The 23915-nt window shown below is 61.6% G+C and carries 34 protein-coding genes and 1 tRNA gene; 16 read left to right on the forward strand and 19 right to left on the reverse strand.

Annotated elements, in window-relative coordinates; genetic code table 11:
- The first annotated feature begins 347 nt into the window (after window positions 1–347).
- From AC5ZG5_RS25940 to AC5ZG5_RS25955, 4 genes are all read left to right on the forward strand, one after another.
- Complete coding sequence (locus tag AC5ZG5_RS25940; protein WP_456644612.1) at window positions 348–983, forward strand: histidine phosphatase family protein; 636 nt, start codon at window positions 348–350, stop codon at window positions 981–983.
- Window positions 984–1509: 526 nt separating this feature from the next.
- Window positions 1510–1767, forward strand: a complete 258-nt coding sequence (locus AC5ZG5_RS25945; RefSeq protein ID WP_456644613.1) for a hypothetical protein — start codon at window positions 1510–1512, stop codon at window positions 1765–1767.
- 26 nt (window positions 1768–1793) lie between these two features.
- On the forward strand, window positions 1794–1985 hold the full coding sequence (locus tag AC5ZG5_RS25950) for a hypothetical protein (protein WP_456644614.1): 192 nt from the start codon (window positions 1794–1796) through the stop codon (window positions 1983–1985).
- 145 nt (window positions 1986–2130) lie between these two features.
- Entirely contained in the window at window positions 2131–2295 is a 165-nt protein-coding gene (locus AC5ZG5_RS25955; protein WP_456644615.1) for a hypothetical protein, read from the forward strand.
- Window positions 2296–2529: 234 nt separating this feature from the next.
- Here AC5ZG5_RS25955 and AC5ZG5_RS25960 read toward each other — a convergent pair whose 3' ends face one another.
- The 14 genes from AC5ZG5_RS25960 to AC5ZG5_RS26025 form a co-directional block, all read right to left on the reverse strand.
- Complete coding sequence (locus tag AC5ZG5_RS25960; RefSeq protein ID WP_456644616.1) at window positions 2530–3384, reverse strand: PhnA-like protein; 855 nt, start codon at window positions 3382–3384, stop codon at window positions 2530–2532.
- A 430-nt stretch (window positions 3385–3814) separates the two neighbouring features.
- Window positions 3815–4408 carry a transcription termination/antitermination protein NusG gene (gene nusG, locus AC5ZG5_RS25965; protein WP_456644617.1) on the reverse strand — a complete coding sequence of 198 codons (594 nt, stop codon included), beginning with the start codon at window positions 4406–4408 and terminating at the stop codon, window positions 3815–3817.
- Window positions 4405–4581, reverse strand: a complete 177-nt coding sequence (locus AC5ZG5_RS25970; protein ID WP_456644618.1) for a hypothetical protein — start codon at window positions 4579–4581, stop codon at window positions 4405–4407. Before AC5ZG5_RS25970 ends, nusG begins: the two co-directional genes overlap by 4 nt.
- Entirely contained in the window at window positions 4578–5507 is a 930-nt protein-coding gene (locus AC5ZG5_RS25975; protein WP_456644619.1) for a hypothetical protein, read from the reverse strand. Before AC5ZG5_RS25975 ends, AC5ZG5_RS25970 begins: the two co-directional genes overlap by 4 nt.
- On the reverse strand, window positions 5504–5716 hold the full coding sequence (locus AC5ZG5_RS25980; protein WP_456644620.1) for a hypothetical protein: 213 nt from the start codon (window positions 5714–5716) through the stop codon (window positions 5504–5506). The genes AC5ZG5_RS25975 and AC5ZG5_RS25980 overlap by 4 nt, the downstream gene beginning before the upstream one ends.
- The gene (locus tag AC5ZG5_RS25985) at window positions 5713–6006 is read right to left on the reverse strand and encodes a DUF6378 domain-containing protein (RefSeq protein ID WP_456644621.1); all 294 of its coding nucleotides are present in this window, start codon (window positions 6004–6006) and stop codon (window positions 5713–5715) included. The genes AC5ZG5_RS25980 and AC5ZG5_RS25985 overlap by 4 nt, the downstream gene beginning before the upstream one ends.
- On the reverse strand, window positions 6003–6572 hold the full coding sequence (locus tag AC5ZG5_RS25990) for an MT-A70 family methyltransferase (protein WP_456644622.1): 570 nt from the start codon (window positions 6570–6572) through the stop codon (window positions 6003–6005). The genes AC5ZG5_RS25985 and AC5ZG5_RS25990 overlap by 4 nt, the downstream gene beginning before the upstream one ends.
- A gap of 20 nt (window positions 6573–6592) precedes the next feature.
- Window positions 6593–7552 carry a DUF5131 family protein gene (locus AC5ZG5_RS25995; protein WP_456644623.1) on the reverse strand — a complete coding sequence of 320 codons (960 nt, stop codon included), beginning with the start codon at window positions 7550–7552 and terminating at the stop codon, window positions 6593–6595.
- Window positions 7552–8283 (reverse strand): hypothetical protein, encoded by a 732-nt coding sequence (locus AC5ZG5_RS26000; protein WP_456644624.1) that lies wholly within the window; start codon window positions 8281–8283, stop codon window positions 7552–7554. The genes AC5ZG5_RS25995 and AC5ZG5_RS26000 overlap by 1 nt, the downstream gene beginning before the upstream one ends.
- Complete coding sequence (locus tag AC5ZG5_RS26005; protein ID WP_456644625.1) at window positions 8280–8645, reverse strand: hypothetical protein; 366 nt, start codon at window positions 8643–8645, stop codon at window positions 8280–8282. The genes AC5ZG5_RS26000 and AC5ZG5_RS26005 overlap by 4 nt, the downstream gene beginning before the upstream one ends.
- The gene (locus tag AC5ZG5_RS26010) at window positions 8645–9013 is read right to left on the reverse strand and encodes a hypothetical protein (RefSeq protein WP_456644626.1); all 369 of its coding nucleotides are present in this window, start codon (window positions 9011–9013) and stop codon (window positions 8645–8647) included. The genes AC5ZG5_RS26005 and AC5ZG5_RS26010 overlap by 1 nt, the downstream gene beginning before the upstream one ends.
- Window positions 9013–9558: a helix-turn-helix domain-containing protein gene (locus tag AC5ZG5_RS26015; RefSeq protein ID WP_456644627.1), complete on the reverse strand. Its 546-nt coding sequence runs from the start codon at window positions 9556–9558 to the stop codon at window positions 9013–9015. The genes AC5ZG5_RS26010 and AC5ZG5_RS26015 overlap by 1 nt, the downstream gene beginning before the upstream one ends.
- A 284-nt stretch (window positions 9559–9842) precedes the next feature.
- Window positions 9843–10310: a phage regulatory CII family protein gene (locus AC5ZG5_RS26020; RefSeq protein WP_456644628.1), complete on the reverse strand. Its 468-nt coding sequence runs from the start codon at window positions 10308–10310 to the stop codon at window positions 9843–9845.
- A gap of 63 nt (window positions 10311–10373) precedes the next feature.
- On the reverse strand, window positions 10374–10616 hold the full coding sequence (locus tag AC5ZG5_RS26025) for a hypothetical protein (protein ID WP_456644629.1): 243 nt from the start codon (window positions 10614–10616) through the stop codon (window positions 10374–10376).
- A gap of 860 nt (window positions 10617–11476) precedes the next feature.
- Here AC5ZG5_RS26025 and AC5ZG5_RS26030 point away from each other — a divergent pair.
- Both AC5ZG5_RS26030 and AC5ZG5_RS26035 read left to right on the forward strand, forming a co-directional pair.
- The gene (locus tag AC5ZG5_RS26030; RefSeq protein WP_456644630.1) at window positions 11477–12559 is read left to right on the forward strand and encodes a S24 family peptidase; all 1083 of its coding nucleotides are present in this window, start codon (window positions 11477–11479) and stop codon (window positions 12557–12559) included.
- A 515-nt stretch (window positions 12560–13074) separates the two neighbouring features.
- Window positions 13075–13878: a DUF1828 domain-containing protein gene (locus AC5ZG5_RS26035; protein ID WP_456644631.1), complete on the forward strand. Its 804-nt coding sequence runs from the start codon at window positions 13075–13077 to the stop codon at window positions 13876–13878.
- A 5-nt stretch (window positions 13879–13883) separates the two neighbouring features.
- On the opposite strand, the gene AC5ZG5_RS26040 is transcribed toward AC5ZG5_RS26035, so the two are convergent.
- A complete protein-coding gene (locus tag AC5ZG5_RS26040; protein ID WP_456644632.1) occupies window positions 13884–14120 on the reverse strand; it encodes a hypothetical protein in 237 nt (78 codons plus the stop codon).
- Between the two features lie 407 nt (window positions 14121–14527).
- Here AC5ZG5_RS26040 and AC5ZG5_RS26045 point away from each other — a divergent pair, with 407 nt between their 5' ends.
- The 9 genes from AC5ZG5_RS26045 (at window position 14528) to AC5ZG5_RS26085 (ending at window position 20609) form a co-directional block, all read left to right on the forward strand.
- Window positions 14528–15010: a hypothetical protein gene (locus AC5ZG5_RS26045; RefSeq protein WP_456644633.1), complete on the forward strand. Its 483-nt coding sequence runs from the start codon at window positions 14528–14530 to the stop codon at window positions 15008–15010.
- Window positions 15007–15270: a hypothetical protein gene (locus tag AC5ZG5_RS26050; protein WP_456644634.1), complete on the forward strand. Its 264-nt coding sequence runs from the start codon at window positions 15007–15009 to the stop codon at window positions 15268–15270. Before AC5ZG5_RS26045 ends, AC5ZG5_RS26050 begins: the two co-directional genes overlap by 4 nt.
- A complete protein-coding gene (locus AC5ZG5_RS26055; RefSeq protein WP_456644635.1) occupies window positions 15270–15431 on the forward strand; it encodes a hypothetical protein in 162 nt (53 codons plus the stop codon). Before AC5ZG5_RS26050 ends, AC5ZG5_RS26055 begins: the two co-directional genes overlap by 1 nt.
- Window positions 15431–17272: a DNA cytosine methyltransferase gene (locus AC5ZG5_RS26060; RefSeq protein WP_456644636.1), complete on the forward strand. Its 1842-nt coding sequence runs from the start codon at window positions 15431–15433 to the stop codon at window positions 17270–17272. Before AC5ZG5_RS26055 ends, AC5ZG5_RS26060 begins: the two co-directional genes overlap by 1 nt.
- The gene (locus tag AC5ZG5_RS26065) at window positions 17269–17748 is read left to right on the forward strand and encodes a DUF968 domain-containing protein (RefSeq protein WP_456644637.1); all 480 of its coding nucleotides are present in this window, start codon (window positions 17269–17271) and stop codon (window positions 17746–17748) included. The genes AC5ZG5_RS26060 and AC5ZG5_RS26065 overlap by 4 nt, the downstream gene beginning before the upstream one ends.
- 135 nt (window positions 17749–17883) lie before the next feature.
- Window positions 17884–18525 (forward strand): hypothetical protein, encoded by a 642-nt coding sequence (locus AC5ZG5_RS26070; RefSeq protein WP_456644638.1) that lies wholly within the window; start codon window positions 17884–17886, stop codon window positions 18523–18525.
- Between the two features lie 32 nt (window positions 18526–18557).
- On the forward strand, window positions 18558–18788 hold the full coding sequence (locus AC5ZG5_RS26075) for a hypothetical protein (RefSeq protein ID WP_456644639.1): 231 nt from the start codon (window positions 18558–18560) through the stop codon (window positions 18786–18788).
- Between the two features lie 181 nt (window positions 18789–18969).
- Window positions 18970–20025, forward strand: coding sequence for a tyrosine-type recombinase/integrase (locus AC5ZG5_RS26080; protein WP_456644640.1), 1056 nt, complete (start codon window positions 18970–18972; stop codon window positions 20023–20025).
- An 89-nt stretch (window positions 20026–20114) separates the two neighbouring features.
- Window positions 20115–20609 carry a hypothetical protein gene (locus AC5ZG5_RS26085; RefSeq protein ID WP_456644641.1) on the forward strand — a complete coding sequence of 165 codons (495 nt, stop codon included), beginning with the start codon at window positions 20115–20117 and terminating at the stop codon, window positions 20607–20609.
- 43 nt (window positions 20610–20652) lie between these two features.
- On the opposite strand, the gene AC5ZG5_RS26090 is transcribed toward AC5ZG5_RS26085, so the two are convergent.
- Window positions 20653–20738, reverse strand: a tRNA-Tyr gene (locus AC5ZG5_RS26090).
- 206 nt (window positions 20739–20944) lie between these two features.
- On the opposite strand from AC5ZG5_RS26090, the gene rlmB reads away from it, so the two are divergent.
- Window positions 20945–21769 carry a 23S rRNA (guanosine(2251)-2'-O)-methyltransferase RlmB gene (rlmB, locus tag AC5ZG5_RS26095; RefSeq protein WP_456644642.1) on the forward strand — a complete coding sequence of 275 codons (825 nt, stop codon included), beginning with the start codon at window positions 20945–20947 and terminating at the stop codon, window positions 21767–21769.
- Between the two features lie 88 nt (window positions 21770–21857).
- On the opposite strand, the gene AC5ZG5_RS26100 is transcribed toward rlmB, so the two are convergent.
- The 3 genes from AC5ZG5_RS26100 to AC5ZG5_RS26110 form a co-directional block, all read right to left on the reverse strand.
- Entirely contained in the window at window positions 21858–22298 is a 441-nt protein-coding gene (locus tag AC5ZG5_RS26100) for a hypothetical protein (RefSeq protein WP_456644643.1), read from the reverse strand.
- Window positions 22299–22421: 123 nt separating this feature from the next.
- Window positions 22422–22898, reverse strand: a complete 477-nt coding sequence (locus tag AC5ZG5_RS26105; RefSeq protein ID WP_456644644.1) for a hypothetical protein — start codon at window positions 22896–22898, stop codon at window positions 22422–22424.
- A 160-nt stretch (window positions 22899–23058) separates the two neighbouring features.
- Window positions 23059–23754, reverse strand: coding sequence for a HoxN/HupN/NixA family nickel/cobalt transporter (locus AC5ZG5_RS26110; protein ID WP_456644645.1), 696 nt, complete (start codon window positions 23752–23754; stop codon window positions 23059–23061).
- Window positions 23755–23915 lie beyond the last annotated feature (161 nt).

Raw genomic sequence — 23915 nt, forward strand, 5'->3', positions numbered from 1 at the left:
TTCGAAACGGAGATAGTCGCGAACGCCACACGCGCTATTCACAGGTCATCAACAATCGCGTAGCCTGCTGCCTTCACCAACAGCAACTGTGCTCTAGAGCAACTAAAGTCCCCATCTCCGTTGTCGGATTCCATGTCCCATGAAGTGCGGGTTTCGGCGCAAACCGGATATTCGGCTGGCCGCATAAGTCGCGGAATGGCCAGAAGCGGGCCTCGTCGAGCCGCATTACTTCGATAATCGACGGACCCGGCACTTTCTTCATCCCCGAATAGATTGACGAACGGCTAGTTAAACGCTCATTTTAGCGATCATCTATTCGGTGATCATCAATTGAGAGGAGACAAATCTTGCCCAGCGCCAAATTGTTACTCCTGCTTGTTGCTGCTCTATTTGCTGTCTCGCCGCAAACTGAAGCGGCCGAATTAGATGGTCTTGTCTCTTCGTTAAAAGGGGGCGGATACGTAATCGTATTTCGACATGGCGCGACCGACGATAGTCAGAAGGACGTTTTTCCTTTCAAGCTCGACGACATGAGTGCGCAGCGACAACTAAACGAGAAGGGCCGTAATACCGCGCGCGACATCGGCGCCGCATTGAAGAAGCTGGGTGTGCCGATCGGCGACGTCTACACCAGTCGCCTTCATCGCGCAGTCGAAACCGGAAGGCTGATTGGTGGCAAGGAAGTATCCCCAACGGATGCGTTGACCGACAGCAGCTCAGGCAGCGCTTCAGGGATGGCAAATCCAGACGGTAAGAACGTCAAGGCAGGGCGTGCCGTTCGCGAGCTCGTTGACGCAGCTCCAATGGAAGGCTTGAATAACCTCGCCGTCACACACAAGACAAATATTACGGATGCTTTCGGCAAAGACTTCGCCGATATCAGGGAGGGTGAGGCTCTTATCTACAAGCCTAGCGCCTCAGGTCCGGCTTCATTTGTGACAAGGGTGCAAGCCGGTCAATGGGCTAACTTGGCGATCAATTGAGCAGCGTCATCTTGATGTCCGCCATGGGGCAAATCGGTCAACAACTTGGGTTAAGAGCCCTGTCGAGGCGATCGCCAAACCACGCCGCCTGATCCTAACCCAAGTTATTGATCTCACGCTTCGGCACGGCATTCTCGATGGGTCAAATGTTGGAGAGTTTGTATCCACGACCGATTCGCGTGTCGGAATCGAATCTTGAGCCATCTGCGTGCAAAAGTGCACAGACTTCCTGATCCCCTTTGCGCTTGGCTCGGCAGGCAACGTCCTGGTCGATCACCGCAAGGCCTCCAGCTGATGATCGGTCGAGGAGGAAGCGCAGTCCCGGCGTGCACCCCCACGAAAGGCCGCGCCGGGGCAGCGCTCCTACCGCTGGTTTGGATGAAGTGAGCGACGGAAAGTGGATAATGACGCCAAGCGAGAAGAGCGACATGCTCCGGATTATTAGGCTCGCCTGTTTGGTGCGGAGCTGACGGTCGCGTTGGCTATGGTCTGGTGATAGCGCGTTTTACTTTCGCAAGAGGATGAGTTGAGCAGCACGCGGCCGATGATGGTGCGCCAGATTCTTGCCGAGCACGGGTCGATGACAGCAGCAGCCATTGTGCGGGAGATGCTGAAACTCGGGCATGATGTGTCCGTTCACGAAACGCTGCGGGGCAAGGTCACTTCGCTGACCATAAGTCTCTCGCGGCTGGAAAAGGCCGGCATAGTTGCGCGTGAGGGCAAAGGCCAGTCGGCGATGTGGCGCATCAAGACACCACAAACGCAAACACCGCAATCGCAATGAACGGCAGGCCTGGTCAAGAGAAAGCCGTGAATGACGATCGCAGCCCGCTGCTCACACTGATCTCCTGCATCATCTGCAGGAAAACGATGCGGCTCGAGAGGAGCACCCCGGGCAAGGACGGCAAGGACATCATTCAATATCGCTGCGAGGATTGCGGGCGCGTCGAGCGGGTCCGGCTCTTGCGACGCAGCCGGCTGGCGGGCAGCGAGGATAGTTGAGCGGCTTACGGGTAGAGCAGCGAAAGCTGGGGAGAAGGGTTTCTTCACCTTGATCGAGGATTACACCCAAATTGGCTATAGCCAGGCGAGCGCTTGGCGTTGAAGAGTCCGATCGCCGCTGCTGGGGGCCAACCGGAGATGGTCAATGGGTGTGGCAGGCTGGCGCTTCGCACATACGAAGAAAACCCTTAGGATTCGGGCCACCATCGTCGCCATGCTGGAAGAGCTGCCGCTCATCTGCTCCATCATGGTCGCAGTCGGTTCGATGATCATGATCGGGATCAGGTTCTACAATTTGCCGGTGGAATAGTTTAGAAGCCTGTCTTTCGGAACGGCCTTCCTCATCAGGCGGACTCAAGCGCCCGCACGTATCAACATGTTCAGCAACGAAGCTGGTGGCGGACCAGCTCTTGCATGGGCAATCGAGCTTCATTGACCTCGGTTAGTCTAGGGCTGCTGGGTCGTCGCTCCAGCGCCGAGCCTAGTAGGCTCGAAGGTCCCAGGGAAACGGCCTCCGGCTCGCCACCGGAGGCCCACACATCATTCAAGCGACTGGCCGGACCGGTCGAGTTGTTACCGTCGGTGTAACTGCACCAGCTTGGCCCGCAAAGAACGCGGCCAGAGCGCCCAGCAAAAGAGCCAGAGCACCGAATAGAGCACCGCGTGACACCGTCTTGGCTGTTGTATCCGCCGCCTGCTTTGCTTGCAGCTTGGTCTTGGCGAGCATTTCCTGGTACTGCTGCTGGTACTGCGCGACCTGAGCCTTGGCCTCGTCGACGGAAATATTCTGCGCCTTGGCCAGAGCGTCGGCAGCCTTATCCCTCGCAGCAGCCTGTTGAGCGGGGTCTCCGGAGAGCGCCGCACGAACAGCTGTTGCTGCGGCTTCTCGAAGTGCCGCGGGATCCTGGCCACCTGAGGCGCTGCGAACCTTGTTCTCGATGGCCGCCATTGGATCGCTGATATTGTTCAGGGAAGGGGCTGCGGTCTGGACCGCAGTTTGAACGGAGCTGCCAACCGCCTTGCCAGCTCCTCCAAGCGCTGATGATGCCGTGCTCAGCGCGCCGCCAATCAGGCCCGAGGCTGCCGACGAGACCAAGTACACGATGATGAGGGTCGAAACCGCCCACGCAATCAAACCGTGATAAGCCGTGGTCGATTGAGATGCCTTTCCTGATAGCCGCCCAGCGATATAGCCTCCGATCGCAGCCGCAACTATCCCGGAGATGATCCACCAGATACCGGCTCCAATAGAAAGTGATCCGGCACTCGGTGTATCTCCCGCCGCAACGTCGACGGTCGAGAGCCCTACGCCGATTCCAACCATGTTGAGGATCATCTGCGTCACGAGCGCGATCGTGGCACCGGCAAATACGGCTCCCCAAGATATCTGGTTCAGCATTATCGTGCGGGCGTCATCCGCGGGCGCGATTGCACTCGCTTGGGCAGGATTTCGGTCGCCGCTTGGGCGACCTACTTCAGGGGAATAAGCCATGATAAGTGCCTTCTAAAAAACAGAGGTTCGTCCGGCCGGCCGTCGAGGCGGCGCCCGGAAGCGCAGAGTCGACAATCACCGATCGGTTTCGTTCCTACTTAACTGAACGCAGCCCCCGCGCTCAGCGGTCCACGCGCGGCTGCTCACTGTGGCCGCCTACCGGCACGGTCAGCTCGCCGAGGGGCCCCTGCGTACCTCATAGTCGTTCAAGCGTGGGCCACGCGTGAATTTCACTCAGAAACAGGCAGCATGACTGACAAACCCGCGACCTATCGATCGAACAGGTCGAATGGGCGCGCTATTTCTGAAGAACCTCCAGCACAGTGCCAACAGCAGCCTAGACCTTCTCCAACTGTGCGCCATCGAAGACGACTTTGGTCTTTCGCCCGAAGAGGTTGATCAGCGCAGAAACAGCGCCTTTCGCGTCGAGAGCGAAAACCGTTGCAGCAAAGCCGCTGAATGGCCCTTCCGCTACCCTGACATCCTCACCGACCGTGAAATTGTGTATGCCGCTGATGGCCCGCGTGGCGCGTTCCATCTCGATTTCCTCACGCCGTCGGATCGCGTCGATTGCTCCTCGCTGGAGCGCACACGGTAATCCTTCGAAGCGCAGATAGTCGCGAACGCCATTCACCCGCTTCGGCGCGCTGAAATCGTCAATGCCCTCGACCAAGCGAGCGAAGATGTAGCCCGGGAAGAGCGGCCGCTCCACCTCAACCTTGCGCCCGCGGCGGACCAGCCGCTTCATCACCCGAGGCCCATACGCCTCGATGCACCGACCCTTCAGCCCGTCCACGGCCTTCTGCTCACGCTGCGGCTCGGTCAGCAGGATGAACCAGTCCGGCCGCTCTATTCCCTGGATCATGGTCTCATGTCCCTCAATTTCGAATGCTGCTCTTGGTCTTCTCGCCCGGGATACGCTGGGCGTCACGATTTCGCCGAGGCGCTGCCGCTCATAAGCACGATGGCCAACAGCCACCACCAGCCGCTAAAGCCAAGCCCGAAGACGATGTAGGCCGTGCCGAGCACGATCACGCCGTTCCACAAGAGCAACGCAAGCACCAAGACCGCGGCCGCCATCGCCTTCATTCCATCATCGCTCACGCCGCATCCTCTTCCTTCATTGCGAGTTTCTCGCAGGTCACTTCGTCGTATCCAGGCGGGACGAGGCTATCGAAATACCAGCCGCGCCGGCCGGTGAGCCTGCCATTCTCGTCGCGCTGATCGGTCACCGGCGAGCCTCGGCCGCCAGAGTACTCTCGCTGCCAGCACGACCACTCCGGTGTGCCCTCGTCGACCCACACTCTGCTGGACACGACCTGCAGGCGCGGCGTGGCGCCATGTGCGTCCCGCACCGCGCTGTCGCAGTACGCCAGCGACGCCATGTCCTGCTTTCGCTTGAGGATCGGCGTCACCGCGGATGAAATCGTGCCCTGCGCTATGCCGGAGGCCAGCCAGAGCCGGACGGGCTCCATGTGCGGGATGGCCCATCCCAGCGATGATCGAATTCCGACGAAGAGCGCCTTCAGCGCCTCGAATTGCTTTTCCTGCCCCTCATCCAAAACAACCGCCTCTGCTGCCGCTGTCTGGCTTTGGCTTTTGGCTTCTGGCTTCTGGGCTTTATCCTGGGGGTTAACCCCCCGCTTATCCTCACCGAGTAGTTTGGGATTACCGCCGCCTTTACCGTTCTCTCGATCTTTGTCCGCTTTGGCCTTATCCCTGACCATGCGCCGAGAGTAGATCGTCTTGCTCTCCTCGGTCCGGCTGCAGACGCCAGCAAGCTCCAACTCGACGAGATACTTCGCGCACTCGGAAAACGACAGGCCGGCGAGCGCGGCGATCTGCTTCGGCGCCACGTTCTTGCCGCCGATCACAAGATGCCCGTATGGCTCAGCCTCATGCATCACGCAGAGCATTTCGACCCAGAGACCGCGCGCGCCGATCGAGCACATGCGCAGCTTGGCATCGCCGCGCCAGTCCTGCGGATAGAACTTGAACCAAGGCTGTTTTTTGTCGCTCTTCTTCGTCACGTCGCCGCCTTCGTGATCTCGGCCTGGATGGTCAAATGCTTTCCGCGCACGATCAAATGCCGCGCGGTCGTCCTACTCACTCGAAACATCCCGGAGACGACTCTGTGCGCCTCTTCCTGAGTTGCGCAGGTCTTCCGGATATGGAGCGCCAACCGCGCCATGTCGTCCCGGTCGGCTTTTGCTATGCGCTTCCCGGGCTGGATCGTCATTTCTGCAGCCGCTGCGCTGCCTCGCCGGCGATCGCCGACCAGCCGCACTGGTCGATATGGTTGTCGGCGCGAAGCGGGCCCGTGTAGGCCCTCGCCTGCTTCAGGCTCGACATCATCTGTGCGACGTCGTGCTCGTCGATCGGCCGTTTGGGAGCCTTGCCGGCAATCGTGAGAAGCCCGTTCCAGAGCAGCGCAATCCGGCCCAAGCTGTCCATGACATCGCCGTATGCCTGCTTGCGGTCGCCGCCGACGAGTTCGGCAGCCGATGTTGCGAAATCGGTCGCCTTCATGCCGCGACCCCGTCGAATTTCGTGCATTCGTCCCCCCACGTGTCGAACCCCGGACGCGATTCACGGCTGAACAGGTCGGCGCGCAGGACCGCGTTCGGCGTGCAGTCGACGACGTGCTGATAGAATTCGACCGGCTTCCTGGAATGCTCGCGGGCAGCGCCATCCAGCCGGATGTCGAACCGATCGGCCGATTCAAGCGCCGTGTGCTCGGGGTTGCCGAGCGTGCAGACAAGGATCGGCTCGTGCATGGTGCGGACACGGTACCCGGGCCCCATGCGGATGGCGCCGTTTGCCGTGGTCTTTCGCCACGACATTTCCGTGATCGGAGTGAAGCCCCAGGCCTTTGCTACCTCCTGCGCCTGGCAGGTTGCCATGGCCCAGCCGCAGGTCCAGAGGAGCAGGAGGCAATCCCCGCGCGCGAGCTGGCCCACGGGCAGAGCCTTGATGTCGTCGAGCGACATGCACCGGTAATGCGCTTGCGGTGACTTACCCCCGCCGGCTGCGGATCGAAGCTCAAATGTCCATGGCGGATCCGCTACGATCACGTCGTAGCCGAACATACGCATGTTGTTTCCGAAGGGCCAGTTCATGCCGGCACCCTCGGGAAACCGTTATGCTCGATCCCGTCCAGCAGGCGGCCGGCGGCTTTCTTGCCGACGCGCCGCATCAGGGTCGGGCGACGATGCGGGACCGGCTGATCGCGATCGAGCACAGCCAATGCGTCCGGCGTCGGGTCGCAAATCGTGCCGTCTGTCATGACTGCCTTAGCGTCGGGAGCGAAATCGCTTCCGTTTTTCCACTCGCCCCATTGCTTGAACAGGAACGGCACACCGGCAATCGCGCATTGATCGCGCACGGACTTCGGCCAATCTGGATGCATCGGCCGCGCGCCGCGCCCGCTCTCACCGCCTACGATTACCCAATCGATGTGTGGCAGATATTTCGCGATATCCATTTCACCGAGCATCGGCTCGATCGAGAGCCCTACCCATGTAATCCCGAGTCTCGCCTTGAGGTCGATCAGCCGAGGGATATCGCGATCGGCTTCGGGCTGGTTGACGACGGTGATGATCAATCCGGCATGGCTCGGCCACTTCTCTCGCCCAATGGCCTGCAGTCGCTTCTCGATGACTGGAACGCGCTTGGTGACGATCTGAAGCTCGAGCCGATTGCAGCGTTCGATGCACTGCCACGCCTCCGAAAACCAGTCGATCGGAACCTCCAGATCGAATAGATCCGACATCGATTGAATGAAAACGCGCCGCCTGGATCCCCACGTCGGCTTCGGCAGACCGAAGATGGGAGCATTGTGATGAGCCGCGTGCCAATCAGCAGCCCATTCTGAATAGTCGTTATCCAGACGATGCAGCAGCGCGACCGCGCTCTTGATCTTCCGGCGCGGTGCACCTGCGCCCCAGATGTTGCCGCCAGTGCGCTTCGACCAAGTTTCGGCATAGCAATGATCACAGCCGGGCCCGACCTTTGTGCAGCCCCACCAGAAATTCACGGTGGCGTCGGTCCATTCAATGTTGCTGCTCGCCCCCATTATGCAGCCCTCCCATGGAATAGGCCGGACTGGTCGATGTTGGCCTTGATAACGCTGAAGGAGATCGCGGCGACGAACGGGTTTTTATCCCAAGCCTCGGCGCCGTGCAGCGATTCCCAAAGACGCCGGAAGCATTCGGCCGCCGTCGTGCCGCTCATGACGCCGGCACCTTCCACGACATAGCAGCTTTCAAACTTGCCGCCGACGTGGTGAACCCCCTCGGCCAGAGCGTCGCGCTCGCTGATGTCCTGTAGCCGCTCGACTTTAACCCCAGTCACGATCAGTGTCAGGCGCGACGCCCAGCGCGGCATATGGATGGCCGGCACCCACTTGCCTCGCTCCGTGATCGGCTTCGCCGGCGCGAGGTTGTCGGCGGCATACCACAGGCCGTTCGGGTTCTCGGCGCTGCCCTGCTCGCGGCGCCAGAATCCCGGCGCCCAGGTCGATGGCGGTGATAGCGCACAGGCGCCGCAGGCGACCGTTTCGCGTACCCACAAGCGGTCTCCGTTCCAGCACTTCACCGGTATAAAGCGCGACAGCGGACCCTTCTCCAGGTCGAGGCCGCGGAGCTCAACGTGGCGCGCTGGCGTCAAGCATGAGAATCCAAAGCGGCCATCCCAGCGCGGCGGCGGCTCCTTCGAGAACGTGAAGATCCGTCGCGTCATGGTCTTGCGGCCGGCGAGAAGCGCGCGGACCATCGGGCCAGAGAAGATGATCGGGATGTCCTTCACGCAGCCCTCCCGCGGAACAGGCCGGACAAATAGACCGGATAATTGTGCTTGTGCTTGCCCGGGTCGGATTCGCACGGCTTGATGCGACCCGTCCGGAGCAGCGTCCCGTCCTTAATGGCTCGCATCCACACGGCGCCCCAAGCATTCGGGTGGCTCGGCTTCACCCTGCAGTATCTGAGGACGTCGTCGACATGGACCTCCTCTTGCCGGCGGGCGACATGACAGATCGCGGCATAGGCCGCTTCGGCAAAATCCGGGCTCGTCAGCGCCTCGGCGAATTCGGCCTCGAGCATGCCGACGTCACGCGCGCGGACGGCCTGGGCGGCCGCGTAATCGTCGAATGAGAGCTGTTGCGGCTGCATCAGGACCGCGCCTCCACCGCGTTGCGCTTGTCGAGCGCCGATTGCCCCGGCGCCGGATCCCCGAAGAACGACGACGTCAGGGTTCGAGGCGCATCAAGCCTCCGGCGCGCATCGTCGAGGAGACGAGCCGGAACGGGCGCCTGCGCTCGCACGTAATGTAAGGACGGGTCTCCGGCACGTTTTTGCGACTGAGCGCGCTGCTTGGTTCGCTCCCTGAATGTCGGGTTGTCCACGTATTTTATGCGGGTGACCGCTGCATCTCGCGACCGGCCAAGCTGATCGAGGAACATTTCCTTTTTCGCCCCGATCTGCAGGAGCCGGCGAGCAAGCGCTGTGTCTTCTTCCGTCCAGAGGTCAGCGCGCGGCATCAGATCGATACTCCCGGCCAGTCCATCAAGATCGCATCGATATCGGCTCGAACGGCCGCGTCGCTCTTATGGAGCGCGGCGATGCGGTCGCGGGCATGCATTACGGTCGTGTGGTCGAATCCGCCGAAGCGCCGTCCCAACTCCGGGAGTGAGTGCTGCGCGCAAACCCGCGTCGCGATGAACATCGCGATATGCCGCGCCCTGACGAGATGCTTCTCCCGGCCGCCTGGCATCAGATCCTCTACGGTGAGGTCGAAATGCCGCGCTGTTGCCGTTTGTACGTCTCGTATGCTTGGCCGCTTCATGGCTCGCTCCACAGCGTCGATCAGATCGTCAAACCACATTCGATAGACCGGCACCGGCTCTGGCTTTGCCACCACCGCGGCCGGCAGCCGCCTCGGGGTGCCGAATGTCCCTGTTCGCGATACTCCGCGGTCACGGCCCGCAGCCGCTATCTTTGCCGCCCTGGTCGCCTTGGCTTGCGCCGCCGCAAGCTGCGACGGCGTCATGGTCCGACGCGGGTCATAGATTGCTGAGTGATGCATTTGCCTGCCCTTTCTCAACGGTCGAGAAGTCCGCCGACATGCCACTTGCGGCAGTACCGGCAGCGATACGAGTTCAGCCCGCGCTTAAACCTCGCAGACCGATCGGCCACGACTTTGCTGTCGAACGGAACCTTGCCAGTGCAAGCGCTCGACGGCGTGCCGACAGGATGCCCACGGTCGTTCCGATGGCGACGCATCGGTACGATCCCGATCTCCCGGACGATGTCGTCGCTATTGAGTTCGGCACGGGATACCCTGGTCATCGGCACGGTCCCAACCTGTCGTTATGCTTTCGCGCGGATGCGCCGGCAGTCGTCCTGCAGACGCATCACATTGTCTTTGACGTCCTCTGCCGCGTTCTCGATGCGCGCCGCCTCGTTCGGCGTCACCTTGCCGTCGGCTATTGCCGCGCACATCTCGGAAATCAGCTCGCCGCTCTCGCGGCCGACGGAGCCGACGTGTTGCGCCATGCTTTCGACCGCGACGCCTCGCTCATCCTTCACGAGCTCGTAGCCGCGCATCTCCGCCCAGGCGCGCAGGATGCGGTCGTCACCGGCGAGCGCGTCCAAATCCATCGCAACGTCGATCGGAGCGAATTCGTGCTCATTCGGATTGCCGTACTTGCTGATCATGCTGCCGTTAGTGCGCGTGTGCTTCGCGACGTCGGCGAGTTTTCCTGCTTCCGTTACGGCGCGCCTTGTGGCAGCTTTCAGCGCGAGATAATCCTGTTCGCGGTAGGGTCTGGCGTTCACGGTACGGACCTCAATCGTTTTAGTTGGAGCCGACGGCGCCACACGGCATCGTCCGCTCATGACCTACGCGGCATACAAATCAGCAGAAGACGCCTCACTCGCCGCGAGCGTGCGCAACGTGTTGGCGTTGTTCTGGTTGGCTAAGCTGCAAAGAGAGATGCCTTGCGCGATCCACTCCGTCTCGAGCGCGGAGATTGCGGCGTCGAGCTCAATGTCGCCGACGCAGTCCGAAGAAAGAGCGGAGCCGGCCGAAGCCAGCTCCGCTAAGTCTAGGGAGGAAACGCCCAAGGAGGGCTGGCGCGCCAAGACCGTGTTCTCGGCGACTGAATTCGAATCCTGCGGGCCGGTCGCTACTCCGGCTGCACCTTCACGGTGCGGACCCACCTTTACTGACCCAGCACCAAGAGGATCGCGGCTTGCGCCTGACCTTTGTGTGGGAATTTCAAGTGGCACAGCCACCGCTCTGCTTTCGCGGCCGCCGCAAGAACTGCTTCCGGTGACGGCGGGGCACTTAGCGCGCTCACGCGCCCTTCCCGATGGACCCGGCGTCGCCTCGCGACCGCCCCATGTCATTGACCCGGGCTCATGGATGCCGAGGCGGTCACCGGAATTGGAATTGGTTGCGGCACTCTCTCCGCCCGTCACGCCGCGATTGCGGACTACGCCGCCCATTTTACAGCCCGGCGAAGATGACGTTTCCGGATCTGTGCCAGCTTGCTCGCCGCTCGCGTCTGGCCTCCGCTTTTCGCGCGACGATGCCTCAGAATTGGTTGCCGTCTCTCCGGCTGTCACCGCTGTCCCGGCCTGCAAGGTTAATGCGGTTGACCCATCTACGACCCCGGGATGGAGCATGGCGCTAGCGTCACTCGCGCTTCCGATTCCTGATGTAGGCTTGACGCAGGAAAAGCTCGTTGAATTGGATGCGGTCTCTCCCGCCGTCACGTCCATAAATTCAGACGTTGCAGTCGATGCCCCGGCCATCGACAGCCCTACTCCCGGAACGCTCATACCCGACGCGGCTACTATGATGTGCCGTTTCGCCGCGTCTCTATTCCGGTTTCGCTTGGGATTGGTTGCGCCGACCCCCGCATCAAGTGGGTTGGGGGCTGGATGGCCGGAGGCCGGCGCTACAGTCTCCGCCGGATGGCTGGAGGCTGGATTGAACGATGGCAGGTCGACTCCCCGTGTCACGCGGCGTCTCCCTGTCCTTCCAGGCAGCGCGCGTCTTTCGCAGCCAAGCGCGCCAACAGGTCGAGCGTGACATTGGGAATTCGTTTCAACGTCGCGGCAGCTACGGTGCGCTGCCAGTACGCTGGCGGAATCGAATTCCGCGCTTTCATGGTGCGAGCATGACTTCCGGGGATCCCGACAGCCTCAGCGAAGGACGGGGCGCCCCCGAAGGCGTCGATGACCGAAGAAAAGCTCTGCATGCCAAATCGCTACATGAAGTAGCGATTACTGTCAACACAGCATGTAGCGAATTCAACGCTACGCTGTGTAGCATGGGCAGGGAAGAGAAATTACGCCAGGAGCAAGGGGCTCGGCTGAAAGCGGCGCGCCGCGCGGCCGGCTATCGATCAGCTGCGGCCGCCGCGAGCGAAAATGGTTGGCCGGAGAGCACTTACCGCGCCCACGAAGGCGGCTCGCGGACAATCGGGCAGGACGATGCTGAGCGCTATGCCGCCCGGTTCCGGGCTCTTGGCGCGAGCGTTACAGGCCAGCAGATCCTTTACGGCGCTGGCGAGATGCCACCACAGCCAGCCGCGGAAGCTGAGCGGGATCGGAGGGCAGCGCGCCCACTGCCCGTCGATCCAATCCGGCAGCTCGGCGCTTATACCCTTCCCGTCCTTGGCGTCAGCCTTGGCGGGCGGGACGACGATCGCGGACCAGACTTCTGGATGAACGGCGAGACCGTCGCGCACGTCGCGCGGCCGCGGAAGCTTGAGGGGCGTAGGAACGCATTCGGCCTTTACGTCGACGGCTCGAGCATGGAGCCGCGCTATTTCGCCGGCGACCTCATAGTAGTCGAGAAGGTGCCGCCCGCACCTGGAGACGACGTAGTGGTCGAGCTCAAGGGGCCTCGCGGCGAGGACGACGCCGACAACCCCAGCTTCCTAAAACGCCTGGTGGCGCGCCGCGGCGGGTTCATCACCGTTGAGCAGTTCAATCCACCGAAACGGCTCGATTTCGATCTCAAGGAGATAAAGAACCTGTTCCGGGTAATCCCGCTGAAAGAGTTGATGGGCTAGATCATGCGGATACTGACGATGTGGGACCTGTTGGGGTAGCGATGCGGGTTCGGCACATTATCGCGCGAGATAAGTTCCTTGAGACTCAGACGGCATGGTCCGACAAAGACATGCCGCCTAAGCACGCCCCAATTTATTCGAAGACTAAACCCATGCGGGCTGGATGGCGATGGCGCTCCGCTAAGTGCATCTCGGTCGACGGGAACTTCACCTTGGTCGCTGAATGCAATCCGGGGCGGGGCAACTGGAAAGCGATGCTTCTCATTGAGCGCGATGATGGATATTCTCTGATCGCGCGCTTTGAAGACCATGGAAGCCACCCAGGCCTCCACTGCCATAGCGATTGTGAAGTCAGCGGCCTTGAAGTTGGCCCAAAGACCATAGATGCTAGGCGTATACCGTCCGCTAATTCTTTTCACAGACGATCAACTGCATGGACGGAAAATAGGTTCTGGGAAGCCGCAAAAGAGTTCTTCCGTATCAAGGAGCGACGAGGCTCTTTAGGGCTGTAAAAGATGATCGCCGATCTGTCGAAGAAGCTTTGCAACGCTTTCTGTTCCGGCGTGACGGTGAGTCCGTTGGCGTCAGGATATGCGATTAGTTCGCCCTTTCAAGACGCCTCTGGAGACAAGATCAGTTTTTATCTGTCGCCCTCGTCTGATGGATATGTGATCGAGGACGACGGCTCTTATCTGGCACACTTGATCGCGAAGGATGTTCCGATCACGGAAGGCGTGCGCGCACAAATGTTGGATGCGATACTGCAGCGCGCTGGTGCGTATTGGGACCGCGAAACACTCGAGATTAAAACATCAAGTTTCCCGGAAAAAGATATCCCGCAACGAGCGATCGAGTTTCTCTCCTCCATGATCAGGGTTCGCGATCTGGAGTTAATCACCCGCGAGAATGTGAGATCTACCTTTCGGGAAGATGCGATTGCTGCACTAAGTAACCGTCTGGGAAACCTCGCGTCGCTCGAAGAAAACGAACCGATCGACCGGCGATTCTCGGAATTTCCGGCCGACCTCGTTCTGCGGCCGCGCGCCACTGTCGCCGGGAAGCCGGCGGCGCTGTATTTTGTAAACTCGAATGACAAGCTGAACGAAGCGCTTTTGTTGCAAGTCGAAGCTCAATCGAAAGGCGTGGATGATTTTAAAGTCATCGCCATGCTCGAGGAGCCGGAACTTAAGACACTCAGCAAGAAACGTTTCCAGCGTTCGCAAAATCGGGCGCTGCTTATGCCGATCTTCCGTGGTGACGAAGATGCCGCGGTGGAGATGGTCGGTAGCGCAATGGGGCTGCCTCTTAGAGCGCCCTGAGGAGATCAATCCTCGAAATCTCTCGGCACCTCCCCGTACCGCGCCAGCAGCGCGGGAGGCTCGAACTCGCCGAATTCCGGCTCGCCAGTCACCGAGAAGACGACAACACCGTCAGCATGCCCGGCCGCTCGCTCTCCCCTCGCCCGCGCCTGGTCGGGCCCCTTGCAGCGCTCCGGCTGCTTCGCGATCAGCCTCCTGCCCTGCCGCTTGAAAGTCTGTACGAAATGCTCCGTGACGGACATAGACACGCTCCACTGTGATGTTTCGGCCGGTCCCACCACGGGCCCGGCAGACCGAACAGAACAGCCGGGGCCAGTGTTCAGAGGCTAGATCAGAACGGCGCGAACGACCGCAGTCGACACAACAGATCCGAACCAGCCCCATTCCGAACGCCCCGAGTGTTCTTGTTATGTTCTCACAATGCAATCTCGGCGTGAACGAGTCGAGTCGAATCAGAATGTAGCGCCGGAAAAAAATCGCTACATTGCGCGTTGACCCCCTGTCGCTACATGGTGTAGCGTTCCTTCCATCAGATCGGATTGGAGGGAGCGATGGCGAACCTCGTTGAAGCTTTCATTGATTTCGTTTCGATCAGCGCCTTTTGCGTTGCTGTGTTCATTTGCGCCGCCTTTTCGCTCGGTGGCCTGTGATGGCCGGCCTCACCCACTCCGAAAAGTTCGATATCGCGCTCGGGATGGTCAAAGCCGCCCTGCATGAGGCGGCGGTCGAGTTCAAGTCCGCCAAGCGGGACACGCGATCGGCTGTCACCTATCGGTCTTGGCATGCAGCCAGCCTCGTCTGCGTGCTGCTGGTGAAGCACCAGGACAAGCTGACCTCGATCGAGTGTTCGCGGGACGGCGCCGAGCGGCCGCGCATCTACGTCCCGATAAAGCAGAGCACGATCTTACCGGAGAGCGCCGGCGAATTCGTCCTGATGCTGCTTCCGAAATGGCTCGCTGTGCGCGCCGAGCTTATGGGCGTCACGCCGGACCTGAGCCCGGATCGGGCCTGGACCTCGGCCGACATCGACCAATGGGACACCCTTCGCCGGCTGCGATTGCGGATCAACACGAAGATTTACTTCGCGCGCCGCCGCCCGACTTCAAACATCAGCCGGAGCGACGCAGCATGACGGTCCGCCTCGCAACTCTCGACGGCGCGCCCGTCAATTTTCCGGTGCCGACCAACCGCGCCGACATCATCAAGCAGATGGCGGACCATATCCTCGCCGGCATCACGGTTGGTCTCGACGTCACCAGTGACTACGACGTGATCCGCTACCTGAAAAACACACCAGAGGCCTATCCGGCAAAGGTCATCACCGCGCACATGGACGAGGCGATCTATCAGGCGCGGCAGACGCTGGTTGCAGCAATGATTGCGAGGCCGTGATGGATCAGGGTCTCATTGCGATACTCGCGACCGCCGCGTTTGCGCTGTTCATCGCTGGATATGTTGTCGGAGCCGCCGAGCGACGTAGCCGTCGCGCCGACGACATGGATCTCCATTCCTATGGGGATGACATCGAGCAGCGTGCGCGGAGATTCCAGTAATGCGCGCACGTCGGAGAATACTCATAGCCGACCTGTTGTGCGGTGCTGGAGGCTCGTCGACCGGATGCGCGCGAGCGCTCGCCGAGCTCGGCCTCGAGATGGATCTCGTCTGCGTCAACCACTGGCCGACTGCGATCGAGACGCACAAGAAAAACCATCCAGAGGCACGGCACTACGTGCAGGACATCGCGACCGTGCGCCCGCACATTATCGTGCCGGAAGGATATCTCGATCTGCTGATGGCCTCGCCGACGTGCACGCATCATTCCGTCGCGCGCGGCGGAAAACCGACCTCCGACCAGCAGCGCTCGGACCCATGGCACATCGTTACCTGGCTGACCGAGCTGCGCGTCAAGCGAATCATCATCGAGAACGTCTGGGAGTTCATCGGCTGGGGCCCGGTCGACCATCGCACAGGCCGGCCGATCCGATCGCGCAAGGGCGAATATTTCCGCGCCTGGATCGATACCATCAAGCGGCTCGGCTTCCAGCCGGAATGGCGCAAACTCAATTCGGCCAACTATGGCGACGCAACGACACGCCAGCGCTTCATCCTAAAGGCGAGGAACGACCGCAAGATCGTCGGCTGGGCGCCGCTGACGCACACCAGGCGCGCCGACAACTTGCTCCTGTTCGCCGGCATGAAGCCATGGCGCCCAGCGCGCGAGATCATCGACTGGTCGATTAAGGGCAAATCGATCTTCAACCGAAAGAAGCCGCTCGCCAAGAAAACGCTGGCGCGTATCTATGCCGGTGCCGAGAAGTTCGGTTGGCCCGAACCGTTCCTTGTCGTCCTGCGCAACCACATGGCTGGGCAGAGCGTCGATCAGCCGCTGCCGACGATCGCGGCGAACGGGACCCATATTGGGCTGGCCGAACCGATCATCCTCTCGGCACAGAACAGCGGCAATCCTCGCTCCGCCGGAGAGCCGCTCCCGACGATCACCACGGGCGGCGCAGGCGTTGAGGCGCGCCCTGGCTGCGCACGGCCGATCCTGGTCGAGCCTTTTATCCTCAATCGCCATGGTGACGGATACGCCGAAACCCGGGCGCACTCGATCGAGGAGCCGGCGCCAACGGCCAACTGTGATGGGGGCGGCTACTTGGTCGCGCCTTTCGTGCTCTCCCGTCACGCTGGCGGCGCGCCGCGGTCGGTGGACGAGCCAACGCCGACGCAGGTGGCGAAGCAAAGCCACGTGCTGATCTCTCCGTATTATGGCTCTGGCTCCGGAGAGACATGCCAGAGCGCGGAGGAGCCGCTGCCGACTGTGACGTCAAAGGGGCGGTTCGGCATGGTGGTGCCTGTCACCCACACGCAGGGCGGCAACAGTGCGCGCGATATCGCCGAACCGCTCCCGACCCTGACGACTGCAAAGGGCGGCGAGTTTGCCATGGTCGTTCCCGTGACGCATGACGGCGGGATCGACAGGTCGCTGGACCCATCTACCGAGCCACTACCGACAGTGACCGGAGCCAACCGCGGAGAACTGGCCTTCATCACCGCGCAATTCGGTGAGCGAGAGGGCCAGTCGCCGCGCGTGCATGGCATCGACCAGCCGGTTCCGGCTATCTGTGCGACCGGCCACATCAACCTGGTCGAGGCCACGCCGCAATACGACATCCTCTTCCGGATGCTCGAGCCGCACGAACTGGCCGCAGCCATGGGATTCGACGGCGACGACCAGCAATATGAATTCGTCGGCACCAAGACCGAGAAAATCAAGCAGATCGGCAACGCCGTCTCCGTCTCAATGATGAAGGCGGAGGTCAAAGCGATCATGGCGGATGCGGCCCAGATGGTGCAGCCCGTCGTCGAAACACGCGCGCGAGGCGCTCAATGAGCGATCTCCGCCAGCGCCACCCCAGGCAGCGAGACGAGGCGCACCTGCGCTACGTGCGCGCGCAGCCGTGCTGCATTGGATACTGCAACCGACCCGCCGAAGCCGCACATATCCGCATGGCTTGCCTCGCGATCGGCAAGCCGAGCACGGGAATCGGCGAGAAGCCAGACGACAAATGGACGGTGCCGCTCTGCCACTATCATCATCAGTCCGGTGCGCTGGCGCAGCACAAGATCGGCGAGGAACGCTTCTGGCGCGAGGTTCATGGGATCAATCCCTTTGCGCTCGCCGCGAAGCTCTGGGCCGAATCCGGCGGCGAGGCGCGTGAGCTGATGCCGGCTCGACCGGTGCGCGCGAATCCCGTCAAGCCACGCAAGCCGAAAGAGCAGCGCCGCAAGATCGTGGCCGCGCGCCGGACGATCCCAGGCCGACGTTTCAACGGGGACCCGATCCCGAGTCGGCTGGTGTCGCCATGAAGGATTGGCTTCTCGGCGCTGTGCTCGGCTGCGCGATGTTCTACGGGGCGCTTCACGTTCTCGCCTGGTTCGCGCCGCCTCCGATTTGCGTGCCAGTTTTTGGCGGCTGTTCGACCAGCAAGGGGAATTAATATGATGAAGGAAGAAGCAGCGTCCTCGCCGGGTCGCCGCCCTCCGCTCGAAATTCGAATCCATGACAGCAGCATCGGCATTTGGCAGGAAGACGCTCGCGATGCGTCGTTCCGGTCAGACATCTATGCGCCGCTGATCCGTGGCCTGCGCTCCCGCGGTTGGTCGATCAAGCGGGACCCGAGGGTGCGTCAGCACTATCGGAGCATCAGCCAGGATCACCGGTTGGGCGCGCGCGGCTCGCTCCGCTGCAGTATCGAGATCAGTGGCCGTGTAGTGAAGGTCGAGTTCTGGTCGGTCACCGCGCCGCAGGAAAGCAGAAACGGCCGGCGTTACGACTTCGACAAGATGGCGCGCATGCATCACATCGACCGTCTTCGCGTCGAGCTGGAGTTCAAGCGCATCATCCGTTGGCTTGAGACGCTGGCGCCGATCAAGGTGTCGCGGTCGGACGATCGCGATATGCCCGCGATGCAGCGCATCGAAAAGCGCTATGCCGAAAGCTGGCATACCGACAAGGCTCTCGGCCGGCCGCACTGGCATTACGACTACAACCGAAAGGCCAAGGGCGGCGCCCTCCTGGACCACGGTCAGACCGTCTGGCTCGCTGACGACAAGGGTCGGATCATCCGCGGCTCAGACCGATAACCGCTGACGAAGCCAAGGACGAGATTGCTCGCTTGGAGCATACCTACGGCAAGCGCTTTCTTGTACAGGCCAATCTGCTGGCTGACACGGGACGGGAACGGGATGAGTTGCGCAGCCTCTGCGAATTCAACCAGGCAAAGGTGGAGATGGCAATCCGAGCCCTAAGCGCCTTGAGACGGCTTGCTGTGGTTGCCCGTGATGAGGAGGCGCTTGAGCTAATCGAGGCGGTACTGCCCTCCACCGAGACGGAGGCGCGGGAGTGAGCAGAACGCCCGCCAGAGTGACCCAGGCCGACGTAGCTCGAGCTATTCGAGCTGCGCAACAGTGCGGCGCCGGTCCAGTAAGACTCCTCCCGGATGGGACCATTGTGATTGACCCGGCGCCCCTAGACGGCGCTGGAAATTCGGTCGCGGCCATTGAAGATGACGAGGAGGTCGTTCTTTAATGGCCGACATGCCCCGTCCCCGCCCGCCTCATCTGCACCTCGAGCACAACCGACACGGAAAGCCGGTATGGTATGTTCGCGTCGGCAAGGGGCCGCGGACGCGGATCAAGCACGAGTACGGTACGGAGGAGTTCAAGGAGGCCTACCAAGCCGCGATTAATGGCGAGGAGGCCAAGCCCGCGGCGAAGGCTAGCAAGGGCTCCTTGGAATGGCTCTGGATGCTCTACCGGCAGACCGACGCCTGGACCAATCTATCCGACGCCACCAGGCGCCAGCGTGAAAATATCATGCGCGGCGTGCTGAAGACTGGCGGCAACCAGCCGCTGTCAAAGATCACCGGGAAGACGGTCAAGGCCGGCATCGATCGTCGGAAGGGGCACGCTGCTCGGCACTTCCTGGACACCATGAAGGGCCTGTTTAAATGGGCGCTCGATGCTGAGCATGTGAAGCTTGATCCGACCGCGGGCAAGTCCGTCACCAAGCCAAAGACGAAGGGCTTCCCGGTCTGGGAAGAGGAAGAGATCATCAAGTTTGAACAACGCTGGCCGCGGGGCACGCGCGAGCGTGTGATGTTTGACATCTACTGCTATACTGGTCTGCGTCGCGGTGATGCGGCAGCGCTGGGCAAGCAGCACATCAAGAATGGCGTCATCAGCATTGACACCGAGAAGACCGGCACGCGCGTGACGATCCCTGTTCTCGACGTTTTGCAGAAGACGCTGGACGCCGGCCCGACCGGGGATCTGGCATTCATCGCGACGAACAAGGGCCATCGGATGACCAAGGAGAGCGTCGGCAACGCTTTCCGGGACGCGTGCCGGGAAGCCGGCATCAAGAAATCAGCGCATGGGCTCCGCAAGGCGGCAGCAACCAGGGCGGCGAATAACGGCGCAACCGAAGCGCAGCTCGAGGCGATCTTTGGTTGGGAGGGCGGCAAGATGGCGGCTCTCTACACCCGGACAGCCAACCGGACCAAGCTGGCGACCGGCGCCATGAACACGCTTGAGCGAACCGAGAGTGAGACGACGCCGGAAGAGAACAAGGTCACCAAATGAGCATCCGATTTAAGAATGTTCACAAGGAACAGAATAGGCATGGCCGAACGGCCTACTACTATCGACCCCCTGGTGGTCAGAGGATTCGATTGCCGGATGAATATGGCTCCGACTCGTTTGAACAGGCCGTTAAATTTGCGGCCGTTCTTGGCGTTGGGCAGTCGCCAAAGAAGCCCAACAATGAATACACGCGCAACCGTCACCGGATCGGCAAGGCCCTGACCGAGGCCATTAAAAGCGCCAAACAGCGCGCGAAGACCAGCGGTCTTATTTTTGATCTCGATCTGGAGTGGGCCATCCAAGAGGTTGAGGCGCAGGACCTCCGGTGCGCGCTGACAAATGTACCGTTCTACTTCCACGTGGACGCCATCTCGAGGCAGCACCCGTTTGCCCCGTCCCTCGACCGGATCCGGCCCGGAGGAGACTACACAAAATCGAACGTCCGAATCGTCTGCTTCGCCATGAACGTCATGCTTCTCGATTGGGGTTTTGACGTCTTTGAGAAGATGGCCATGGCCTACCGCAGAACAAAAAACAAAACTTCTATTCCCGCACCGGACGGGCTGCGGCCCGCACCTAAATAAAGTTCAAGCTAAGTCAATAAGTTAGACGCGACAAACCTGGGAATGGTGGGGGAGGCAGGACTCGAACCTGCGAAGCCATGAGGCGGCTGATTTACAGTCAGCTCCCTTTGCCACTCGGGACACTCCCCCGTCCCAACAGCGTCGGACGCCACCCGCCCAAGGTGGCGGCGGACAGGTCAATCGGTGACGCTGGTGACCGCGGGACCCGTCGGGGTGCGCGGCCGGCGCGTTTATGAGCGAAGGGAGGTAGCAAAGTCAACCAAGGCAAGCCGTTAATCGGCATCCTTTTGCCGGCAAAATTGCCATTATCCGGAACCCGTGACACAACGCCCCTGATGAGCGATCGTGACCGTAAGCCCCCATTCCGCCGCGGCGGGGCTAAACCATTCGAAAAAGGGCGAAAATCGGCCGGGCGGCCGGTTTGGCGCAGCCGCGATTCGGACGCCGACGGGCCGGTGATTCTCTACGGCTGGCATACAGTTTCGCTGGCGCTTGCCAATCCGGAGCGCCGGATCCGCAAGCTGTTCGTAACCGAGAATGCGGCGAAGCGGCTGGCGGACGAACGGATCGACACCCGGGTGCCCCCGGAGATCGTCCGCCCCAGCACCATCGACCAGCGGCTGGGACCGGATGCGGTCCATCAGGGGCTGCTGGTGGAAGCCGATCCCCTACCCTCGCCCGATATCGATACGCTCGAGCCCGAGGGCATCGTGCTGGTGCTCGACCAGATCACCGACCCGCACAATGTCGGCGCCATCCTGCGCTCGGCCGCGGCCTTCGCGGTGAAGGCGATCGTCACCACCGCCCGCCATAGCCCCGAGGCGACCGGCGTGCTCGCGAAATCGGCCTCCGGCGCGCTGGAGCTGGTGCCGCTGGTCACCGTGCAGAACCTCGCCCGCGCGCTGACCGCATTGAACGAGCGCGGCTTCCTGACCGTCGGTCTCGACAGCCAGGGGAGCGAGGATCTCAGCCAGGTCGCGCTACGGCAGCCGCTCGCGCTGGTGCTCGGTGCCGAGGGCAAGGGATTGAGACAGCTGACGCGGGAGACCTGCAGCGTGGTGGCGCGGCTCGACATGCCCGGCGAGATCAAGAGCCTCAACGTCTCGAACGCCGCGGTGCTCGCGCTCTATATCGGCGCAAGCCGGCTTGGCCTGATGTAGAGCGTCTTCGAGCGAAGTAGCTCGAGGCAAATGAAAGCGCCCGCTCGCACGAGGCGAACGGGCGCCAATTTCAAGAGCGCCTATCAGATCAGTAGTAGCGGCGCAGCACGCGCTGACCGTGGTAATACTGCGAGTGGCCGTAGCGATAGTGCGAACGATAGTAGCGCGGACGCAACGGACGATAGTACGAGACTCCGCTCTCGCGATAGGTCGGAACCGGCGCCCAGTTACCCGGGCCGGTATAGGTCGGCCCCTGGTTGACATAGTAGTATTGCTGCTCCGGATCCGGGAGCCGCTGGGTGACCCAGCCATAGCCAACGCCACAGCCGCCGCAGCCGGAAGTGTAGTTGTAGCTCACGACCGGTGCGGAATAGACCGGCGCGGCGTAGACTGGCGGCGCGCAGGGGCTGGCATAATAGCCATAAGAGCCGCACGGCGAGCACGAGCCGTACCCGTACCCGCACGCCATTGCGGGTGCCGCGGCCATGACCGCGACTGCCGCGACCATTCCTGAAATCATCTGACGCATTACTCTACTCTCTCCTGTTGGTGTGTTCTTATTGGCTCATCTCTTTGTTTGAGCATGATCTCCGCGCAAACGCTTAGCGTTTGTCGCGAGGGAAAACCGGTTTCCACTTTTCCGGATCATGCTCTAGCGCGGAATTCTCGGCGGCCGGCGGCGATGGTCGCCTGGGGACTGGTCATACTGCGGCGCATAGATGATGGGCGGCGCATCGACCGGCGGATTGGACTGCGCCGGCAGCGGCATCGACTGCGCGGACCAGGATTGGTGATAGCTTTCGGCCGGCTTCGGCAGGCGCCGGTTCGACGGCGGCTCGATCTCCAGTCGCCCATAGCCCGGCATGTGGCCGAGGCTCGGATAATAATGGCCGACATTTGGCTCGGGATCGATGTAGCGGCCGCCATAGATGGTTGGCTGCACGTGGACGTTCTTGCCGAGACCCCATTCGCCTTCGATCACGGCATAGGAAGCGTCGATGCCGTTGATGATGATCGGCACGCCCCGGCGATAGGGAACGACGATATCGAAGCCGCCGCCGGAGCCGCCACCGGCAAAGGCCGTTGACGTCATCGCCAAAAGAATCCCCGCTGTAATGCCAACGCGCATTGGTTGCCTTCCTGTCTCGTTCAGCAACCTAATCGAATGCGCGCAGCCAAAGGTTAAAGCGACAGGCCAAACTGCCGGTAAGCCTAACGCGTGAGCATGCCGGCTCGCTCAATTGCGGGCGATCGTGATCAGGATTTGTTAACGCCGTATGCGCGGCCGCTTACACCAGCAGTGTTTCGACGATGGTGTTGATACCGATCGCGATGGTCACGAGCCCGACCGCGCCTTGCAGGCCGCGATTGGCCCAGGTGAGCCAGCGCGCGGAGGCCGCGATCGGCACTGCAATCACCGTGGACAGCGCGCCCATGCCGATCATCGAGCCAATTCCGAACAGCGCGACATAGCCCAGTCCGACGATCGGGCTTGCGGCCTGCGACACCGCAAGCATCAGCAGCGCCGCAGAGCCGGCCATGCCGTGCATCAGGCCGACCAGCAGCGTGCGCCAGCGAAAGCCGTGCGCGTGGACATGCGTCGCGGCGCGATGCGACGTCGTCTCGCCGGCATGGCTGTGGGCGTGGAAATGCACCGTACCGTCGCTGTGGCCATGGCGGTGGAAATGGACGCGGTCGCGCCACAGACGCCACAGCACGTGGACGCCGAGCCCGACCAGCATGATGCCGACGGCCCCTTCGATCGGCTGCGCCACTGTCTCCGGGATCGCGTGTCCGAGCAGGATGGCGGCACCCGCGAAGCAGAACAGCGTCAGCGTGTGGCCGAGTCCCCAGGTCAGCCCGTGCCTGACGATGTCGCCGATATGGGTCCGGCGCGCGGCGATGCTGGAGACGGCGGCGATATGGTCGGGCTCGAGCGCGTGCTGCATGCCCAACAGAAAACCAAGACCCAGGATTCCAAACATTCCGCCCCGTCCGCTCGATGCCCCTATTTGACACGAAGTGGCAGCCCTTGTCAGGCCACTCCTTCCACAATCGGCGGCGCATCAACGTCCGCGAGTACCACTCTCTTGATGCCCTTGATGCGATCACTTCGGTTTGAAATCGTGTGAACAGGATCGTTGGA

It is taken from the genome of Bradyrhizobium sp. Ses1 (assembly GCF_059512365.1).